General features: G+C 36.1%; 13 protein-coding genes. 5 read left to right on the forward strand and 8 right to left on the reverse strand.

The window, feature by feature from the left end:
• Positions 1-14 precede the first annotated feature (14 nt).
• Positions 15-1,352 carry a RagB/SusD family nutrient uptake outer membrane protein gene (locus BLQ00_RS05355; protein ID WP_093141490.1) on the forward strand — a complete coding sequence of 446 codons (1,338 nt, stop codon included), beginning with the start codon at positions 15-17 and terminating at the stop codon, positions 1,350-1,352.
• Positions 1,353-1,413: 61 nt separating this feature from the next.
• On the opposite strand, the gene BLQ00_RS05360 is transcribed toward BLQ00_RS05355, so the two are convergent.
• From BLQ00_RS05360 to BLQ00_RS05375, 4 genes are read right to left on the reverse strand one after another with little or no spacing between them, the layout of a single operon-like run.
• On the reverse strand, positions 1,414-4,911 hold the full coding sequence (locus BLQ00_RS05360) for an efflux RND transporter permease subunit (protein WP_093141493.1): 3,498 nt from the start codon (positions 4,909-4,911) through the stop codon (positions 1,414-1,416).
• Entirely contained in the window at positions 4,904-6,082 is a 1,179-nt protein-coding gene (locus BLQ00_RS05365; protein WP_093141496.1) for an efflux RND transporter periplasmic adaptor subunit, read from the reverse strand. The genes BLQ00_RS05360 and BLQ00_RS05365 overlap by 8 nt, the downstream gene beginning before the upstream one ends.
• Positions 6,083-6,109: 27 nt before the next feature.
• The gene (locus BLQ00_RS05370; protein ID WP_093141498.1) at positions 6,110-7,468 is read right to left on the reverse strand and encodes a TolC family protein; all 1,359 of its coding nucleotides are present in this window, start codon (positions 7,466-7,468) and stop codon (positions 6,110-6,112) included.
• Positions 7,461-8,087: a TetR/AcrR family transcriptional regulator gene (locus tag BLQ00_RS05375; RefSeq protein WP_093141501.1), complete on the reverse strand. Its 627-nt coding sequence runs from the start codon at positions 8,085-8,087 to the stop codon at positions 7,461-7,463. The genes BLQ00_RS05370 and BLQ00_RS05375 overlap by 8 nt, the downstream gene beginning before the upstream one ends.
• Before the next feature lie 166 nt (positions 8,088-8,253).
• Between BLQ00_RS05375 and BLQ00_RS05380 the strand changes: the two genes are divergently transcribed.
• The gene (locus tag BLQ00_RS05380; RefSeq protein WP_093141503.1) at positions 8,254-9,228 is read left to right on the forward strand and encodes a polyprenyl synthetase family protein; all 975 of its coding nucleotides are present in this window, start codon (positions 8,254-8,256) and stop codon (positions 9,226-9,228) included.
• Here the strand turns inward: BLQ00_RS05380 and BLQ00_RS05385 are convergent.
• A complete protein-coding gene (locus BLQ00_RS05385) occupies positions 9,225-9,767 on the reverse strand; it encodes an alpha-ketoglutarate decarboxylase (protein ID WP_093141506.1) in 543 nt (180 codons plus the stop codon). The genes BLQ00_RS05380 and BLQ00_RS05385 overlap by 4 nt on opposite strands.
• Positions 9,768-9,880: 113 nt before the next feature.
• On the opposite strand from BLQ00_RS05385, the gene BLQ00_RS05390 reads away from it, so the two are divergent.
• Together BLQ00_RS05390 and odhB are read left to right on the forward strand one after the other, a co-directional pair.
• Positions 9,881-12,634, forward strand: a complete 2,754-nt coding sequence (locus BLQ00_RS05390) for a 2-oxoglutarate dehydrogenase E1 component (RefSeq protein ID WP_093141508.1) — start codon at positions 9,881-9,883, stop codon at positions 12,632-12,634.
• A gap of 80 nt (positions 12,635-12,714) precedes the next feature.
• Positions 12,715-13,935: a 2-oxoglutarate dehydrogenase complex dihydrolipoyllysine-residue succinyltransferase gene (gene odhB / locus BLQ00_RS05395; protein WP_093141511.1), complete on the forward strand. Its 1,221-nt coding sequence runs from the start codon at positions 12,715-12,717 to the stop codon at positions 13,933-13,935.
• A 308-nt stretch (positions 13,936-14,243) separates the two neighbouring features.
• Here the strand turns inward: odhB and BLQ00_RS05400 are convergent, their stop codons facing one another.
• The 3 genes from BLQ00_RS05400 to BLQ00_RS05410 form a co-directional block, all read right to left on the reverse strand.
• Entirely contained in the window at positions 14,244-14,876 is a 633-nt protein-coding gene (locus BLQ00_RS05400) for a response regulator (protein WP_093141513.1), read from the reverse strand.
• Positions 14,873-16,882 carry a tetratricopeptide repeat-containing sensor histidine kinase gene (locus BLQ00_RS05405; protein WP_093141516.1) on the reverse strand — a complete coding sequence of 670 codons (2,010 nt, stop codon included), beginning with the start codon at positions 16,880-16,882 and terminating at the stop codon, positions 14,873-14,875. The genes BLQ00_RS05400 and BLQ00_RS05405 overlap by 4 nt, the downstream gene beginning before the upstream one ends.
• A 63-nt stretch (positions 16,883-16,945) precedes the next feature.
• Positions 16,946-17,383 (reverse strand): retropepsin-like aspartic protease, encoded by a 438-nt coding sequence (locus BLQ00_RS05410; protein ID WP_093141518.1) that lies wholly within the window; start codon positions 17,381-17,383, stop codon positions 16,946-16,948.
• Positions 17,384-17,430: 47 nt separating this feature from the next.
• On the opposite strand from BLQ00_RS05410, the gene BLQ00_RS05415 reads away from it, so the two are divergent.
• Positions 17,431-18,195 carry a TatD family hydrolase gene (locus BLQ00_RS05415; protein WP_093141520.1) on the forward strand — a complete coding sequence of 255 codons (765 nt, stop codon included), beginning with the start codon at positions 17,431-17,433 and terminating at the stop codon, positions 18,193-18,195.
• Positions 18,196-18,204 lie beyond the last annotated feature (9 nt).

The raw sequence follows: 18,204 nt of genomic DNA on the forward strand, positions 1-18,204 counted from the left end.
TTAAAAAGAAGAATATGAAAAACATAAAAATATATTTAGTTGCAGTTTTGATTGGTTTGGTCACAGTTTCTTGTGAGGTCGAAGACGGTCAAAACTTAAATGGACCCACAACAGATTCTGTATCATCAGATTTGTCAAGAGGTGAATTAGACGTAGCCATGGCTGGAGCTTTGTCGGACATGAGAGTGTTTTTAGGTACTCAAGTGGATGCACAAGCAGTTGCCGGACGTGAATATTGGAGATTTCAAAGTTCCGATCCACGATGGACAGGAGATTTATTAACTGGAATTTTAGATAATAATACCTTTTATACTACAAACCCTTATGCTTCAAGATATGCTACAATAAAGGATATTAATCTTTTATTGGAAGGATTGGAAAATACGACTGCAGATTTTAGTGCGGAAGAAATAGCAGCATCGAAAGGTTTTGCAAATACTTTAAAAGCGCATGAGCTTTTAATGGTATTAAATCAGCAGTATCAAAACGGAATTAGGATTGATGTTTCTGACCCGGATAATTTAGGGGAGTTTGTAGATTATAATACAGCATTAACAGAAGTATTTAACTTACTATCTAGTGCAGCATCCGACTTGTCAAATGGAGGGGGAAGCTTCCCGTTTATGGTGCCTTCAGGATTTGCTAGCGTAGCAACTCCTTCTAGTTTTTTAACTTTCAACAGAGCCTTAGCAGCTCGTGTGGAAGTTTACAGAGGGAACTATGCCTCTGCGAATTCGTTACTTCAAAATTCATTTATGGATTTAGCTGGAGATTTATACAATGGTGTTTATTATAGTTTTTCACTTACGGGAGCAGATCTTCCTAATCCATTGTTTTTCTCTTTAAACGCTTCAGGAGCAAATGCTAGAATAGTGCACCCTTCTTTTATAGAAGATGCTGAAGCTAACGATGCTCGTTTAAGTAAAGCCGTGGAGAGAATGATTGATGATGGTAATGGAAATATGGTCCCAAACCCTTTAACGCAATCTAATCTAACAGGTTTTTACGATGTATTCATTTATGAAAGCAATATAGACCCTGTCGCTATTATTAGAAATGAAGAGTTAATTTTGTTGTATGCTGAAGCAAATCATATTTCAAGCCCTTCAACTGCTGTAAGCGCTATAAATGTCATTAGAAATGCTGCAGGAATTGGACCTTACACAGGAGGTACTTCTCCAGCAGAATTAGTGAATGAAATTTTAACGCAAAGAAGATATTCTCTTTTTGCTGAAGGAGGACATCGTTGGATTGATTTAAGACGTTTCAACAGGTTAAATGAATTGCCATTAGACAGATCTGGAGATGGAACTTTTGAACAATTTCCAACACCATTAACAGAAAATCAATAATCAATTATAATTAGTACCATAATTAAAAAACCCTTTCCAGACGGAAAGGGTTTTTTTTATGCTATATCGTTTCAGAAACAATAGGTTGTTTTTTTGAACCCGATCGCCATTTGTGTATGCGAAGTTTCATTCGATGCACCATGTAAAATAAAACAGGAACAATAATTAACGTAAGGAAAGTAGCTATAATCAATCCATAAATTACGGTCCAAGCCAAAGGTCCCCAGAAAATTACGTTATCTCCACCCATATATATATTAGGGTCAAACTCTCCAAATAACGAAAAGAAGTCGATGTTAAAACCAATCGCAAGCGGTATTAACCCAAGTACAGTGGTAATAGCGGTTAACAATACAGGGCGTAAACGTGCTTTTCCTCCTTGAATAATAATGTTTTTAACGTCTTCTTTTGGTAATAACGCATCCTCGTCTAAATCAAGTTCTACCGATTTTCGATCGATAAGGAGTTGTGTGTAATCTAGTAATACGACTCCGTTGTTTACTACAATTCCGGCGAGCGAAATAATCCCCATCATGGTCATCATAATTACGAAAGAAGCACCTGTGATTAAAATACCGCCAAATACACCTATGAAGCTTAAAAAGATCGCAATCATGATAATCGTTGGTTTTGAAATAGAACCAAATTGGAATACCAAAATGAGCATAATTAACCCTAATCCTGAGAAAAATGCACCCATCAAGAAACTCATTTGTTTGTTTTGCTCTTCTATCTGACCAGTATAATCTATAGAAACCCCTTTTGGAAGGTCTTTAAAGTTCGCCATTTCAGTTTGTATGTGCGACACAATTGCACCAGCATCAGTATATCCCGGTTTTAACGCTGAATACACAATCACAACTCTTTTTCCATCACGATGCTTTATCGCACTAAAAGAAGACGTGTTTTTCTCTGTTGTTACTGCGGAAACAGGAACTTCTCTTAATTTTCCAGCACCATCTTTAAATGTTATATTTTGATTAAAGAGCGCACTTTTGTTGTATTTATTATCCTCGTTGAAGCGAACGTAAATATCAAAATCGTCTCCATTCTCTTTATAAACACCCGCTTTTTCACCGAATAAAGATCTTCGTAATTGATTTCCGACCTGTCCCGCAGAAACACCAAGTGCTCCAGCTTTTTCACGATCTACCACCACTTGCATGGCAGGTTTTCCTTTGTTAACGTCTATTTTAAGCTCTTCAATTCCGGCAATGTTACGAGAGTTAATGAAACTACGCATTCTTTCAGCAGTTTGAATAAGCTCGTCATAATCTTCTCCTTCAATCTCTATGTTGATTGGGTAACCAGCTGGTGGCCCAGCAGCATCTTTTTCAACAGAAATAGCAACTCCAGGATAAATTCCAGAAAGTTCAGATTGTACGCGTTGACGTAAGACTTCAGAATCTTTTCCTCTACGTTCTTTGTATTCACGCATGGTAGCTGTAATCTTAGCTTTGTGTGGCATTTCAGCAGAAGATCCTCCGTCAGTTTGCGGATTTCCAGCACCTTCACCCACTTGTGATACAGCAGATTCGACCAAGAAATTACGTCCGTTATCTACGTATTCACTGTCGTTAATTATACCGTACACACGTTGTTCTATCTCTTTCGTGATTGCATTTGTTTTTTGAATATCGGTTCCTTGAGGATATTCTATGTAAACAATAATCTGGTTGGGTTTGTTGTCTGGGAAAAACTCAATGTTGGTTCGCTGACTCGCAACAGAGGCGCCAAACAATCCGAAGACTACAAAAAGTAATAAAAATGTCCCTACAACAAAAATAATAGGTTTGTAGCCAGATAAAGCAAATTCTAAAAAGGCTTTGTATTTGTTTTCTAACCAAACTAATGTATTTCTTTGGAAGTAATTAGCCCAATTTTTTAGTACATATCTATAGATCCAAAAGTTAGCAGCAACAACTAGCATTAGTGTTCCTAAACCTCTTAATGAACCTCCAAATAAAAGAATAAGGATTCCAGGAACTCCTAGAAGTAATGAGAGTCTAATTAGTTGTTTTCTCGTCAGTGCTTTTTCGTTTATGTCCATAAAACGAGACACTAACATAGAATTAAAAAGGATGGCAACAAAGAGTGAAGATCCTAATACAACAGATAGTGTAATAGGGAAATAAATCATAAACTCACCCATCATTCCTGGCCACATTCCTAACGGGACAAAAGCCGCCACAGTAGTAAGTGTAGAGATAATAATAGGATAGGCAATTTCTCCAATTCCTTTTTTCGCTGCTTCAATACGTGTCATTCCTTCCTCTTCCATGAGGCGATATACGTTTTCAACCACTACAATACCATTATCAACCAACATTCCTAGTCCCATAATAAGACCAAATAGAATCATGGTGTTTAATGTGTAGCCTAATGCCGAAAGAATCATAAACGACATGAACATGGACATCGGAATTGCAAACCCGACAAACAATGCATTTCTAAATCCTAAGAAAAACATCAATACTGTCACCACTAGGATAATCCCGAAAATGATATTGTTTACAAGATCATCTACTTGATTGATTGTTTTTTCAGATTGATCGTTTGCAATGGTCACGGTTACATCTGGAGGAAATACATTGGCGATTGCATCTTCTTTAATCAATTCGATTTTTCGAGCCGCTTCGACCATGTTTTTTCCAGCTCTCTTTTTAACGTCAAGCATCACCACACTATGTCCGTACTCACGTGCATAGGTAGTTTTTTCCTCTTCCTTAAATTTTATAGTCGCTAGGTCTTTTAGATATACAGTTCCGTCACTTGATTTTACAACAAAGTTTTCAAGCTCAGACGGCTTACTAATTTCACCCAAAATACGAATGGTTCTACGTTGTCCGCTAGTCACCATATTTCCAGCCGACATCGTCATGTTTTCATTTCGGATGGTGTTTATAATATCGTCAAAACTAACACTAGCCGCCATCATTTTGTAGATATCTACCGCAACTTCAACTTCTTTGTCTTGCGCTCCACGAATATCAGCTTGTTTAATTTCTGGAAGGTCTTCAATTTCATCTTGAAGGTATTCAGCAAATTCTTTTAGCTTTTCAACCGTATAGTTACCAGAAATATTAATGTTACTAATCGGTGTTTCTTCTGAAAGATTTAAGTCAAATACATTCGGTTCAACCTTGGCGCCATTAAACGTAGGCCAATCTTCACCTGCTTTTTCAGAATCTACTTCGTCTTTAACTTTCTGTTTTGCAGCTTCCACTTGAATGTCGTCATCAAATTCTACAGTAATAATACCGTAATCTTCTTGCGAGGTTGAAGTGATTTCAGAAACACCACTAATGTTTTTTAATTTGTCTTCCAAAGGATCGACAATAAGGCGCTCTATATCTTCGGCAGTATTTCCAGGATAAGGAATACTAACATATATTTTAGTTTCTTTTATTTCTGGGAAACTTTCACGTGGCATGCTAAAATATGCCGAAAGACCTAAAAATAGAATAATACCAATGATTACGTAAATGGTTGTTTTGTTGTCAATTGCCCACGACGACAAAGCAAACTCCTTGTTTACACTTTTTTGTTTCTTACTCATCGTTGTTTACGCTTAAAATTTTAACGGTCTGTCCTTCTTTTACACTACGAGCACCTTCACTAATAATTGTGTCTCCTTTCGAGATTCCTGAATTGATTTCAACAAAATCACCTTCCGTTTTACCGGTTACAACAATCTTTCTGTTTGCCGTTGCTTCGTTAGAATCTCCAGTTCTTGTTGTTACATATACATACTGTTCTCCATCGGCATTTTCAGAAATAACACTTTGCGGAATTAAGATCGCTTCTGGATTTGTGTAGTCGTTAATTTTAACCTTAGCCGTTAAATTTGGTTTTATGTTTCCAGCTTTATTTGGAACATTTACTTCTATTTTAAACGTACGGTTTCCTGGGTTGATGTAATTTCCAACTTGCGAAACTTTTGTTTGAATCGTTTCGTTTAGTACTGGGAAGTTTACTTCTACTGTTTTTCCAGGAACCACATCGGATAAGTAACTTTCAGGAATTTCAACTTCTATGTACATGTCGTTTAAGTTTACCAAACGAAATACTTCCGATTGTCCTGCGGAAACTACAGTTCCTTGTTCGCTTTTTACATCGTCTATAATTCCTGAAAAAGGAGCTCTAATCGATGTTTTAGCAACTTGTGATCGCATTTGATTGATAGATTTTTGTTGCCCTTCATAATTCGCTTTCGACTGAAGGTATTCAATTTCGCTACCAATTTTTTGTTCCCACAAACGTTGTTGTCTTTCAAAAGTCGTTTTAGCAAGATTTGCTTGTACTTCCATTTGTGCGACTTGTTGCGACAAACCACCATCGTCTATAGAAGCAAGTAATTGTCCTTTTGTGACTTTCTGACCTTCTTTTACATATACTCTAGTTAATAAACCGGAGTATTCTGGGTATAGAATGATATTTTTCTTGGTTTCAACATTTCCTTGTAGCTCTAAGAAGTGATTAAAAGGTTTTTGTTTTGCTTCAAAAGCTGTTACCAAAGGAAGTTTCTTTACCGTGTCTAATTTGGCAATAGCAACATCTATTTGCTTTATTTTATTGTTGATTTCAATTTGTTCTGCAACAATTTCGTTTCTTTTAGTATGTATTGCTTCAAGATTACCTGACTCAATGATTGCATCCAACGATTTTCCATCACCTCCACAAGAGGCAACTGTAATAGCAGTTAGTAGGATTAGAATTATTTTTTTCATCTGTATGTTTTTTTTCAAGGTAATTAGTTAGTTGTTGTTTCTTAGTTGAGGTTTGTTTAATACGGTTTCTAACGTAGCTTTTGTAGTGATTACGTCAAGCATCGATTGAAAATATTGTTGTTGTGCAGAATATAACTGCGTTTGGGCTTGTCGCAAGTCGAAACTTGTTGAAAGACCTTCAGTAAATTTGATTTGATTTTTATGTTCAATTCGTTCGGCTAAAGCAATGTTCTTTTTAGAGTTTTCGTAATTCTCTGTTGCAAATTGATAATTGCTTTTGGCTGTATTCACTTCTAGTTTTATATTCTGAACTGCTTCGTCTAAGCTCGTTTTTGCCTTTTCAAGGGCAATCTTGGCTTGCTGTGTTTTCGCACTTCGCATCCCACTACTAAAAATAGGTACGTTTAAGTTAAACCCTAATACAGAAGACTGATACCAAATTTGTTCGTTTTTCAAAAATGAAAACTCCTCGCTGTTTGCGGCAGTTCCGTAGTTTAAAAAGGCAGATAAAGTTGGTAATGCCTTACTTTTTGCCAATTGCACTTCCAAGTCGCGTTGTTCGGTTAGGTTGTAAGCAATTTTATAATCTACGTTTTCTTCGATGCTTGAAGTGTCGTCTAGAAGCGTTAAGCTGATGTTTTGCTGTGCTAAGTCGTCTAAGCTGTCTTTAAATTCAACGTTTTCGTCGGCGTCTATTCCTAGGGAAACATTGAACATTTGTCGTGCTATTGAAGCGCTTCGTTTCGCATTGTTAAGCTGTGACTCAATGTCTAACAATGTAATTTCTAACTGCTCAACACTTTCTTCTTCAGTAAGACCATTTTCATAAATCTTTCTCGTTTCATAAATATTCTTCTCAAGATTCTTTTTGTTCTTTTCAAAAATAGCGACCAGTTCTTCAGAAAGGAGTACACTTCCGTAGGCATTAATAACTCCTTTTCTAACTTCTAAGGAGGTTTTTTCCGAAGCATTTTCAGAATAATCTAAAAACGCCTTTGCCGCTTTTAAACCAACAAGGTAGCTACCGTCAAAAATTAACTGATTTAACGTAGCGGTGGCAGAAGCACTTTGTTTTGTTCCAAAAGTTATCGGTACAAACGTACCTGGTGCTCCTCCTGCAATTTCGCCAGGAAGTAATGTTACTGGCTGTTTTAGGTTGTTTGTATAGTTTACAGCACCGTCAATTTGTGGCAACCCCGAAGCGGTTGTTTCCCATTTTTGTTTTAATGCAATTGCGATGTCTCGACGTGCATTTAAAACAGTATAGTTGCTGTCTAAAGCAAACTGTATAGCTTCTTCTAAGTTGAAACTATAATTGCCTTTCTGTTGTGCTTTTCCTGCTGTCGAAAAAAGCAAAAGGCAGATGATAATTAGTGATTTATGCATTTGATTGATTTGAAATTGATTGATTTTCGTTTGTGAATTTATGAAGTGTTTTTAAGCCTTCGGCAGTAATAATTCCGCGTATGTGATATTCTAAAAATTCTTCTATCAGTGCCGCTTTCGAGAAATTTTCTGACGGAAAAAGCTTTTCATCTTTTATTCCGCTAACGCCCATGAAATAGATTCGAGATACAAATTCTATATCTAGATTTTTGCGGTACAAGCCAAGTGCAACTCCGCGTTGTAAGTTAGACACGGTACACGCGTGCATTGCTTCGTATTGCTTATCCTTTAGCTCACTGTATATTTCAGGGTAATATTTCTGAAGTTGGTATTGTGGCGATGTTTTTTCACCTTTAAGATGCATTAAAACAAACTTTTTAATTTCATACAATTCTTCAATTGGATTTTTATGAAGTTCTGTAATCGTATTGATACCACACGAAATTTCGTTAAAAACACAGAGCGTAGATTCTTTAACTAATTCAGTTTTGTTACTAAAATGCGAATAAATCGTCTTTTTAGAAATCCCCATTTCTTGGGCAATATCGTCCATGGTAACGCTCTTAAAGCCAATGCTTAAGAATAATTTTGATGCGTTTAGTATAATTTTATCTCTCATAATCGATTGCAAATGTAACGCATGGAAACTATAAAAACAAAATAAGTTTCCTAAGTTTTACATTAATTTAACATTCCCAGTTAGGAGCGTCGTAGTTATATTCTTTTTCTTGATTAATTAGCGCCATTTTGCTTAGCTTCTTGTATTTTTGCCGGAAATTTTTTGAATGGACATTTTAGCAAAATATAGTGAAGCATTAGACGTACACCTTACTTCAAGTGTAGCAGTAAAAGAACCCATACAGTTGTACGAGCCTATTCAGTACATTGTGTCTTTAGGAGGAAAACGGTTACGTCCTACACTTACATTATTGAGTTGTGATTTTTTTGGAACCAGCTACGAAAAAGCTATGAATGCTGCATTGGCAATTGAGTTGTTTCATAATTTCTCTTTAATTCATGACGATATTATGGACAATGCACCCTTGCGTCGCGGAGAAGAAACTGTTCACGAAAAATGGGATTTAAACACAGGGATATTATCTGGCGATGCGATGCTAATTTTAGCGTATCAGTTGTTTGAAGTATACGATGCTTCTTTGTTTAGAGATTTAGCAAAGTTGTTTAGTAAAACAGCCTTACAGGTTTGTGAAGGACAACAATACGATGTTGATTTTGAAACTCGAGACGATGTTACAATTCCTGAGTATATTAAAATGATCGATTATAAAACGGCCGTTTTAATTGGAGCAGCAATGAAAATGGGAGCTATTGTTGCAGGTGCTTCGGAAAGTTGTAAAGAGAGGATTTATGCTTTTGGGCGAAATTTAGGAATTGCGTTTCAATTGCAAGATGATTATTTGGACGCTTTTGGAAATCCTAAAAACTTTGGAAAACAAGTGGGAGGTGATATTATTACCAATAAAAAAACCTTTTTGTACTTGAAAGCGCTTCAAAATGGTACAAAAGATGAAGCGGAAGAATTAGAGCATTTATTCAGTATAAATCCTAAAGACCCTTCCGATAAGATTCAGAGAGTAACCGCTATTTTTAAATCTACAGGAGCTTCCGAAGCAACCAAAGAAGAAATCGTAAAATACACTCAAAAGGCAAATGAAGATCTAGAAAAGATTGCTATTTCTTCTGAAAGCAAAAATACATTGCGTGAGTTTGGATTATCTTTAATGGCGCGTTCCGTTTAAAAATAAACTCGAACAAAAGGAGCCCACGCATTGGCGTAAATACTATCCGTTTCGTCGTACAACACATCGTATCTAATTCCTGCTGAAAAGTTTTGGATGCGATACCCAGCACCTACAAACAATGCTGGATACCAATAGGTGTCGTCGGCTATATTTAGAAACTCTTCAAATTTTCGAGACACATTTAGTTGTTCAAATTCTAACGAAAGTTGCAACTGCGGAATCACATTGTAAAGTCCTAAGACACTTCCGCCAAGAATGGTGGTGTTGTATCTATTTTTTTGTTCGTTGTATGTAAAATTAGCACCCACTCCCAAAGCAAACTGATCGTCAAATTGGTAAATGGCACTTGGCGCAATGGTGCCACTAAAAAAACCATCGCCAAAACTAAGTCCGAGCCCTCCTCCAAAGCGTACATGCGACCAAAAAGTGTCGGTGTTATCTTGTGCATTTACCTGTGCTTGCATCGCAAAGCTGGACAGAAATAAAGTAAATAAGAAGAATGCAAAGGGCCTTTTAAGTAAATATTGACTTTTCATTAGTAAATAATTAAGAGTTTTGTTCTATAAATATATAAAATCGAGGAATGTAGTTTATGGATTTATTGTATTTTTGTTTCGTTTTATAAAATAGATCACTTTTTAATCCTACTATGGATAAATATTCATTCCTTAACGCAATTCACCCTGCATATATAGCAGAACTTTACGATACTTATTTAAACTTTCCCGATAGGGTTGAACCCAGTTGGAGGGCTTTTTTCCAAGGGTTTGACTTTGGAATAGAAAACGGATCGCTTGAAGCTTTAGGTATTGAGCAAGGTGAAACAGCAACAGTTCCTGAAAATGTTCTAAAAGAATTTCAGGTTATTAAATTAATAGACGGATACCGTACGCGTGGACACTTGTTTACGAAAACGAATCCAGTTCGTGATAGAAGAAAATACGAGCCTACACTTGCATTGGAAAATTTTGGGTTGTCTCAAAACGACTTACAAACATCTTTCAAAGCAGGAGAAATCCTTGGAATAGGCGAAACAACTTTGGAAGAAATCGTTAGACATCTCCAAAGTATATACTGTGATTCAATAGGAATCGAGTATATGTATATTCGGAAACCTGAAGAGCTTCAGTGGATTCAAAAGAAACTGAATATTAATGACAATCAGCCCAACTTTTCAGAAGTTCAGAAAAAAGACATTCTTAAAAAGCTAAATGAAGCTGTTTCTTTTGAAACATTTTTACACACAAAATATGTTGGACAAAAACGATTTTCTCTTGAAGGAGGAGAAAGTTTAATTCCGGCCTTAGATTCGCTCATTGAAAATGCAGCAGAAAAAGGTGTCAAAGAATTTGTCATGGGAATGGCACATAGAGGACGTTTAAGTACGCTAACCAATATCTTCGGAAAAAGTGCTAAAGACATCTTTAGTGAGTTTGACGGAAAAGATTACGCACAAGATATTTTTGATGGTGATGTAAAATATCACCTTGGATGGACGTCGAAACGTAAAAGTAAATCTGGAAAAGAGATCAATTTAAATATTGCGCCAAACCCTTCTCACTTAGAAACGGTAGGAGCGGTTGTGCAAGGAATTGCACGTGCAAAACAAGACGATCATTACAAAGACAATCAGAAAGCAGTATTGCCTATTATTGTACACGGAGATGCAGCAATTGCTGGACAAGGTTTGGTGTATGAGATTGTGCAAATGGCACAGTTAGATGGGTATAAAACGGGCGGAACCATTCATATTGTTGTAAATAACCAAATAGGATTTACAACCAATTATTTGGATGCACGTTCGTCTACATATTGTACAGATGTTGCAAAAGTAACCTTATCGCCTGTATTGCATATTAATGCAGATGATGCTGAGGCAGTAGTTCACGGTATGTTATTTGCGTTAGACTTCAGAATGCAATTTGGGCGCGATGTATTTATCGATTTACTAGGATATAGAAAATACGGGCATAATGAAGGTGATGAACCGAGATTTACACAGCCTAAATTATACAAAGCAATTGCAAAGCATGAAAATCCGAGAGATATTTATGCAGATAAATTGATCAAACAAGGTATTATTGATGCCTCATATACTGCAAAATTAGAGCAAGAATATAAAGATAAACTAGAAGAGAATTTAGAAGATTCTAGAAAAGAAGATACGACTGAGATCACTCCTTTCATGGCCGATGAGTGGCAAGGGTATGTGTATGCTGAAGAGGATAAAATGATGGAGTCTGTCGATACGACATTCGATTTGGATGCCCTTACTGAAATTGCTGAGGTCATTACGAAACTGCCTAAAGACAAAAAATTTCTTCGGAAAATTTCACGTCTTGTTGAAGCACGTCACCAGATGTACTTTGAAGACAATCAATTAGACTGGGCAATGGCTGAATTGTTAGCCTATGGTACTTTGTTAAAAGAAGGCCACGATGTTAGAATGAGTGGGCAAGATGTTGAAAGAGGAACGTTCTCACACCGTCACGCAGTAATTAAAGTAGAAGAAAGTGAAGAAGAAGTGGTATTGCTAAACCAATTAAAAGGAGAGCAAGCCGACTTCTATATTTATAATTCATTATTATCAGAATACGGAGTTGTAGGATTTGATTATGGATACGCAATGGCGAGTCCGATGACACTTACAATTTGGGAAGCACAATTTGGAGACTTTAGCAATGGGGCGCAAATTATGATAGATCAATACATTTCGGCAGCCGAAGATAAATGGAAGCTTCAAAATGGATTGGTGTTGTTATTGCCTCACGGTTATGAAGGTCAAGGGGCAGAACACTCTTCTGCAAGAATGGAACGTTACCTTCAGTTATGCGCTACCGATAATATGTTTGTTGCAGACTGTACCACACCTGCAAATATGTATCACTTGTTACGAAGACAACAAAAAATAAAGTACCGTAAACCACTAATTGTGTTTACTCCTAAGAGTTTGTTACGTCACCCAAAAGTGCTTTCTACAAAAGAAGAATTTGCAAATGGAAGTTTCCAAATGCTTATCGATGATGCAGAAGCAAAAGTCGCAAAGGTGAAAACGTTAGTATTTGTTTCCGGTAAATTCTATTACGATTTATTAGAGAAAAAAGAAGCCGATAAGCGGGATGATGTTGCATTGGTGCGTGTAGAGCAATTGTTTCCATTACCAACAGCTATGATGACTGCTACTATTGAAAAATATAAAAATGCAGACGATATTGTTTGGGCACAGGAAGAGCCTAAGAATATGGGGGCATATTCGCATGTATTAATGCATTTTGACGCTGCTAAAAACTTTAGAGTTTGTAGTAGAAAAATGTATGCTGCACCTGCTTCTGGAAGCAGTGTTCGTTCTAAAGCGAGACAAGCAAAAGTAATTGAAAGTGTTTTTGATAAAAATGAAGCGTAGTTAGTATATTTATACAGCGCAAAACCAATTGAAAAATAAATAATAAATGTCTCTTTTTTTGAGATTGAAATAATGATACTATGGCATTAGAAATGAAAGTTCCTTCACCAGGAGAATCCATAACCGAAGTAGAAATAGCTCAATGGTTAGTTGAAGATGGCGATTGGGTTGAAAAAGATCAAGCCATTGCTGAAGTAGATAGTGATAAAGCAACACTAGAACTTCCAGCAGAAGCTAGTGGAATTATTACCCTAAAGGCTGAAGAAGGCGATGCTGTAGCAGTTGGAGCGGTTGTTTGTTTAATAGACACAGAAGCAGCTCGACCTGATGGAGCTTCAGACGAAAAGGAAACAAAAACTGAAGCAGCAGCACCAGTAGAAGCCAAAAAAGAAGCACCTGTAGCAGCTAAAAAAGAAAGTTATGCAACAGGAACTCCTTCGCCAGCAGCGAAGAAAATTTTAGACGAAAAAAATGTTTCGGCAACTTCAGTAAAAGGAAGTGGTCGTGATGGTCGTATCACAAAATCTGATGCTGAAAATGCTTCAGTACCTTCAATGGGAACTCCAGGAAATGGATCTCGAGGTACCGAGCGTAAAAAGTTATCAATGTTACGTCGTAAAGTAGCAGAACGTTTAGTTTCAGCAAAAAATGAAACGGCAATGCTTACTACTTTTAACGAAGTAGATATGGGACCTATTTTCGAATTGAGAAAACAATACAAAGAGCAGTTTAAAGAAAAGCACGGTGTAGGATTAGGCTTTATGTCTTTCTTTACCTTGGCGGTTGTTCGCGCATTAGAGTTGTATCCAGATGTGAATTCAATGATTGATGGCGATTACCAAATTAAACATGATTTTAAAGATATTTCGATTGCAGTATCTGGTCCTAAAGGATTAATGGTGCCTGTTATTAGAAATGCAGAAAACTTAACTTTTAGAGGTGTTGAAGCAGAAGTAAAACGACTTGCAATTAGAGCGAGAGATGGTAAAATTACCGTAGATGAAATGACAGGTGGTACATTTACTATTTCTAATGGAGGTGTTTTTGGTAGTATGTTGTCTACACCTATTATTAACCCACCACAATCGGGTATTTTAGGAATGCATAATATTGTTGAAAGACCAATTGCACGTGATGGCGCTATTGCTATTGCACCAATTATGTATGTCGCATTGTCTTACGATCACCGTATTATTGATGGTAGAGAGTCTGTGGGATTCTTGGTTGCTGTTAAGGAAGCACTAGAAAATCCAGAAGAATTACTGATGAATAACAACATTAAAGCTGCTTTAGAGCTTTAGTAGTTGAATACTATATGTAAAAAAAAACCTGACTTTATAAAAGTCAGGTTTTTTTTTGGTGTAAGTTAGTTGGAAATTTTGAATAATATTTATAGAAAAAATGGAACAAAGTAATTTGCAACATTTAATGTGACCACTGTTATAATTGAAATGACTAAAACAACAAATAATGTTTTTTTAGAGCTTTCAGAGAGTGTATTTTTATCTAAAGGAATCATAATAACTTTCATACTATAAAAGTACACGCTATGATTGATTTATGAAATACGTAAAAACACGTATATTAATTAGATTCCGCTACAAAAGGATTAAAAAAACTTTTGATGATGCTCTTTGGCCCAGATTAGCAGGCTGTTTGTTTTAGGTTCAAGTTTCAGTTTGTTGATGATATTACTTCGGTGTTTTTCTACTGTTCGATACGATATAAACAGCAAAGAAGCGATTTCTTTATTCGTTTTATCTTTTGCAATAAGCTTTAAAATCTTTTTTTCTGAAGGCGTTAAGTCGGTAAGAGCACTGTCTTCAGGAATGTCATCTGCCAAGAGTTCCATTATTTTTGGACTGTAATAATGTTCTCCGCTTGATACTGTGTTAATGCAGTTTTCAATTTCTTCGAGCGCAAACTCTTTTAAGATGTATCCAAATATATTAAGGTCCTGCGCCTTTTGATACAAATCTCTCTCTTTGTGAAGCGTAATTAGGACAATTTTTGTGTTTAAACCGTTTGTTTTACAGTTTTTAGCAATTTCCAATCCAGACATATATGGCATCTGAATGTCTAATATTGCAATGTCAGGATCCATTTTGGTAATTAAATTATAGGCTTCTCTTCCGTTGTTTCCACTACCGATAACATTGTACTTTTTTTCTAATAAAAAGTCGTTAAGTCCCTTTAAAAGTAGTGGGTGGTCATCTGCAGTAATTATGCTGTGTTTGTTCATTGTAGTGGAAGTTTATATTCTAGGATGGTCCCATTTTCAATTTTGGAAATCACCTTCATCTGACCTTTTAATACTTTGGTTCTTTCCAGAAGTGTTTTTAATCCAAGTGATTTCTTGTCTTGGTATTTTTCGTTAAAATCGAACCCTACGCCATTGTCTTTGATAGAGATGATAATATTGTTCGCAAATCTTTTTACAAGTACTTTACTTGCTTCGGCATTGGCATGTTTTATAATATTACTCAAACTTTCTTGAACAATGCGATAAATATTCACTTCTTCTTCAGGAGTAAACAAATTATCGATGTTATCTATTTCCGAAGAAATAAATAAACTCGTGTTTTCATCTATCTGACGAATGGTGTGTTCTATTGCTTTTGTGATGCCTAATTCCTGAAGCGCAAAAGGGTGTAAGTCTCTTGAGATGTTTCGAACTTCATCTATGGTTTTATCAACCATCTCCATTGTATCTTGGTCTCCAGTAGAAATAAGTTTGTTTTTTATAACCAGTAGTTGTTGCCCAATACCATCGTGTAAATCTTTCGATATTCGCATTCGTTCTTGCTCTTGCGATACCAATAATTTTTGGCTAAATCCTTCTTGAAGGTTCTTTTTACTCTTTAAGTTACGTCTGTTTCTGGAAAGCAGAATGATTCCGAAGCCCAACATAATAGCTAAGCTGATAAAGAACATTACTTTTTTGAAGGTTTGGGTATCTTTCTCTAGTAATTTAATATTGGTATTCTTTTCAACCAGTTCTTTTTCCTTCTTTTGCATATCAAATAGGGTTTGATAATAGGCGAGGGAATTTGCGTTACTTCTGCTGTAAAGAGAGTCTCTAATTACGGCATATTGGTCTTTGTTTTCTAAACTTTTTTTGTAGTTTCCTAAGTTTTTATAAATTTCTGAAAGCATTAAGTGCGAATCCATGATTTCGTCTTCAACACCAAGTTTTTCAGCATTCTCAAGTTTTTTATTTGCGTAAAATAAACTGTTGTCATAATCGCCTATTGCAATTAAAAAGGTGGCGTGAGCGCTGTTAAAGTTTAGTTCAGCACTAGGGTCTCCGAGTGCACTGTCGTAATACGGCTTGATGGTTAAAATTTCTTGTTTTGCCTTTATTAATTCTTTGTGTTCGCTATAATATTCAGATAATTTGGAGTGAATATTAATAAACATCTTTGTGTTTAGTGTGTCTGTGAGGTTTTTCTTGGCTTCTAATAAATACTTTAACCTGAGTTCTGAATCACCTGTTTTTTGATAATCGAGTGCTTGGTTGAAATATTCCGTCGATAAAAACTCTTTTAAATCAAGTGTTTTTAATTTTGTGATTAATTCGGCCCGTTCCTTTTTAGCAAGCTCATAAAATCCATTGATGCTAAACATGGTAATTTTACCTTGTTGTGCTCGGAGCATGTATTGATAGTCTTTTAGCGATTCATAAATAATATAGGCATCGTTAAAGTCTTTACGGGCAGATACAAACTCACCTAAACTAGACCGGGCATGACCTCGTAGTAGTAAAGCGTCTGCGATGTGAATGGAATCTTTGCTAGAAAAATTTTGTAACGCTAAGGTATAATCTTCAATAGCTTCTTTGTAATTTTTTGTGTAGTGCGCGAGTCCCTTTTTTAAATACAAGCCTCCTAATAAAAAGCTGTCTTTAATTTTATATTTATGAGCTAACACCCCGTTTAAAATTACAATTGCTTTTTCTGGATCATTGCCAATATTGGTAAGTGGATGCTGCAAGTTCATTGCTTTTTTTGCAGCTTGCTCAATGCTGTCCATATCTTTGGCAAGATTGATGTAAATTTGGCTATAATCGATAAATGTTTTTGTGTCTTTTCGAAACGATTTTGATAAGACAGAGTCTAAAGCGGTTAATTTTAAGACGTTATCGGTTGTTGTGTCTGCGATGTTTTTATAATGCCTTACATCTTGTGCAACCATAGAGATGGCAAACAGAAATAGCAGGGGAGCTATAACTAAAGATTTGTGAAGCATTCGTGTTTTTTAAGTTTGTTGTAGGTATTAAAAGTACTAAAAAAAAATCAACTTTTTAGCAATCTATTTAACATACAGACAGTTTCTTCCATAGTCAATAACCCCTCTTTGTTGCTTTAAAAAATCCGCGCCAATAATCCCGTGAACAGCTGTTTCGTCTGCTTGTCGAAGGGCTTCATTTACGTGAGATAAGTCGAAAAGAACAAAATCCATTTTTGAAGTCGTCCATTTTTTAATTTGAATGGTGTTATTTCTAGCTACTTTGGTTTCCATATTAATAGCCCCAGCCCCAGCTGCTTTAATGTCGCTCTCTTCACTGGTAAGTGCGAAATGACTTGTATGTGAAAAACCAATGCAACTCGTTGACGCTCCTGTGTCTAGGATGAATTGGCCTGCGATATTGTTTATTTTTGCTGAAAATTTATAGTGTCCTGTAGCTAATTTTTTTAATGGAATTCTGTAAAAACCATTGCCTTCAAGGAAATTTCTTAGATGCGTCACGTTACTTTTTTTGTAAAGATAGCAAACAAAATAAGTAGCTTTGCAGTATGTTAACAGATACCCACACACATTTATATAGTGATGCTTTTGAAGCAGACCAAGACGAAATGATGCAACGTGCCATAGCGGCTGGAGTGACTCGTTTTTTTATACCCGCAATAGATTCTGCGACAACGGAGGCGATGTACCAATTAGAACAAAAGTATCCAGATCAGGTTTATTTGATGATGGGATTACACCCTACATCGGTAAAAAGCAATTATAAAGAGGAACTTCTTCATATAGAAGCGCAATTTGAAAAGCGGAATTTTTATGCAGTGGGTGAGATTGGAATTGATTTGTATTGGGACACTTCAACGCTAGACATTCAGCAAGAAGCATTTCGGTATCAGATACAGTTGGCGAAAAAGCATAAACTACCTATTGTAATTCATTGTCGGGAGGCATTTAACGAGGTTTTTGAAGTGTTAGAAAGTGAAAAAGGAGAGGATCTCTTCGGAATATTTCATTGCTTCACAGGAAGTTTAGAGCAAGCTAAACAAGCAATTTCGTATAATATGAAATTAGGTATTGGGGGTGTTGTCACCTTTAAGAATGGGAAGATTGATACCTTCTTACATCAAATAGACTTGAAACATATTGTATTAGAGACTGATTCGCCCTACCTTTCTCCCGTGCCATTTCGAGGCAAGCGTAATGAAAGCAGTTATCTTTGTTATGTAAGTAAAAAGCTTTCAGATATTTACCAGCTTTCCGAAGCCGAAATAGCCCACATCACGACAGAAAATTCCAAAGCAGTTTTTGGGATCTAAAACTTCAGA

The organism is Ulvibacter litoralis, assembly GCF_900102055.1.
GTDB lineage: Bacteria > Bacteroidota > Bacteroidia > Flavobacteriales > Flavobacteriaceae > Ulvibacter > Ulvibacter litoralis.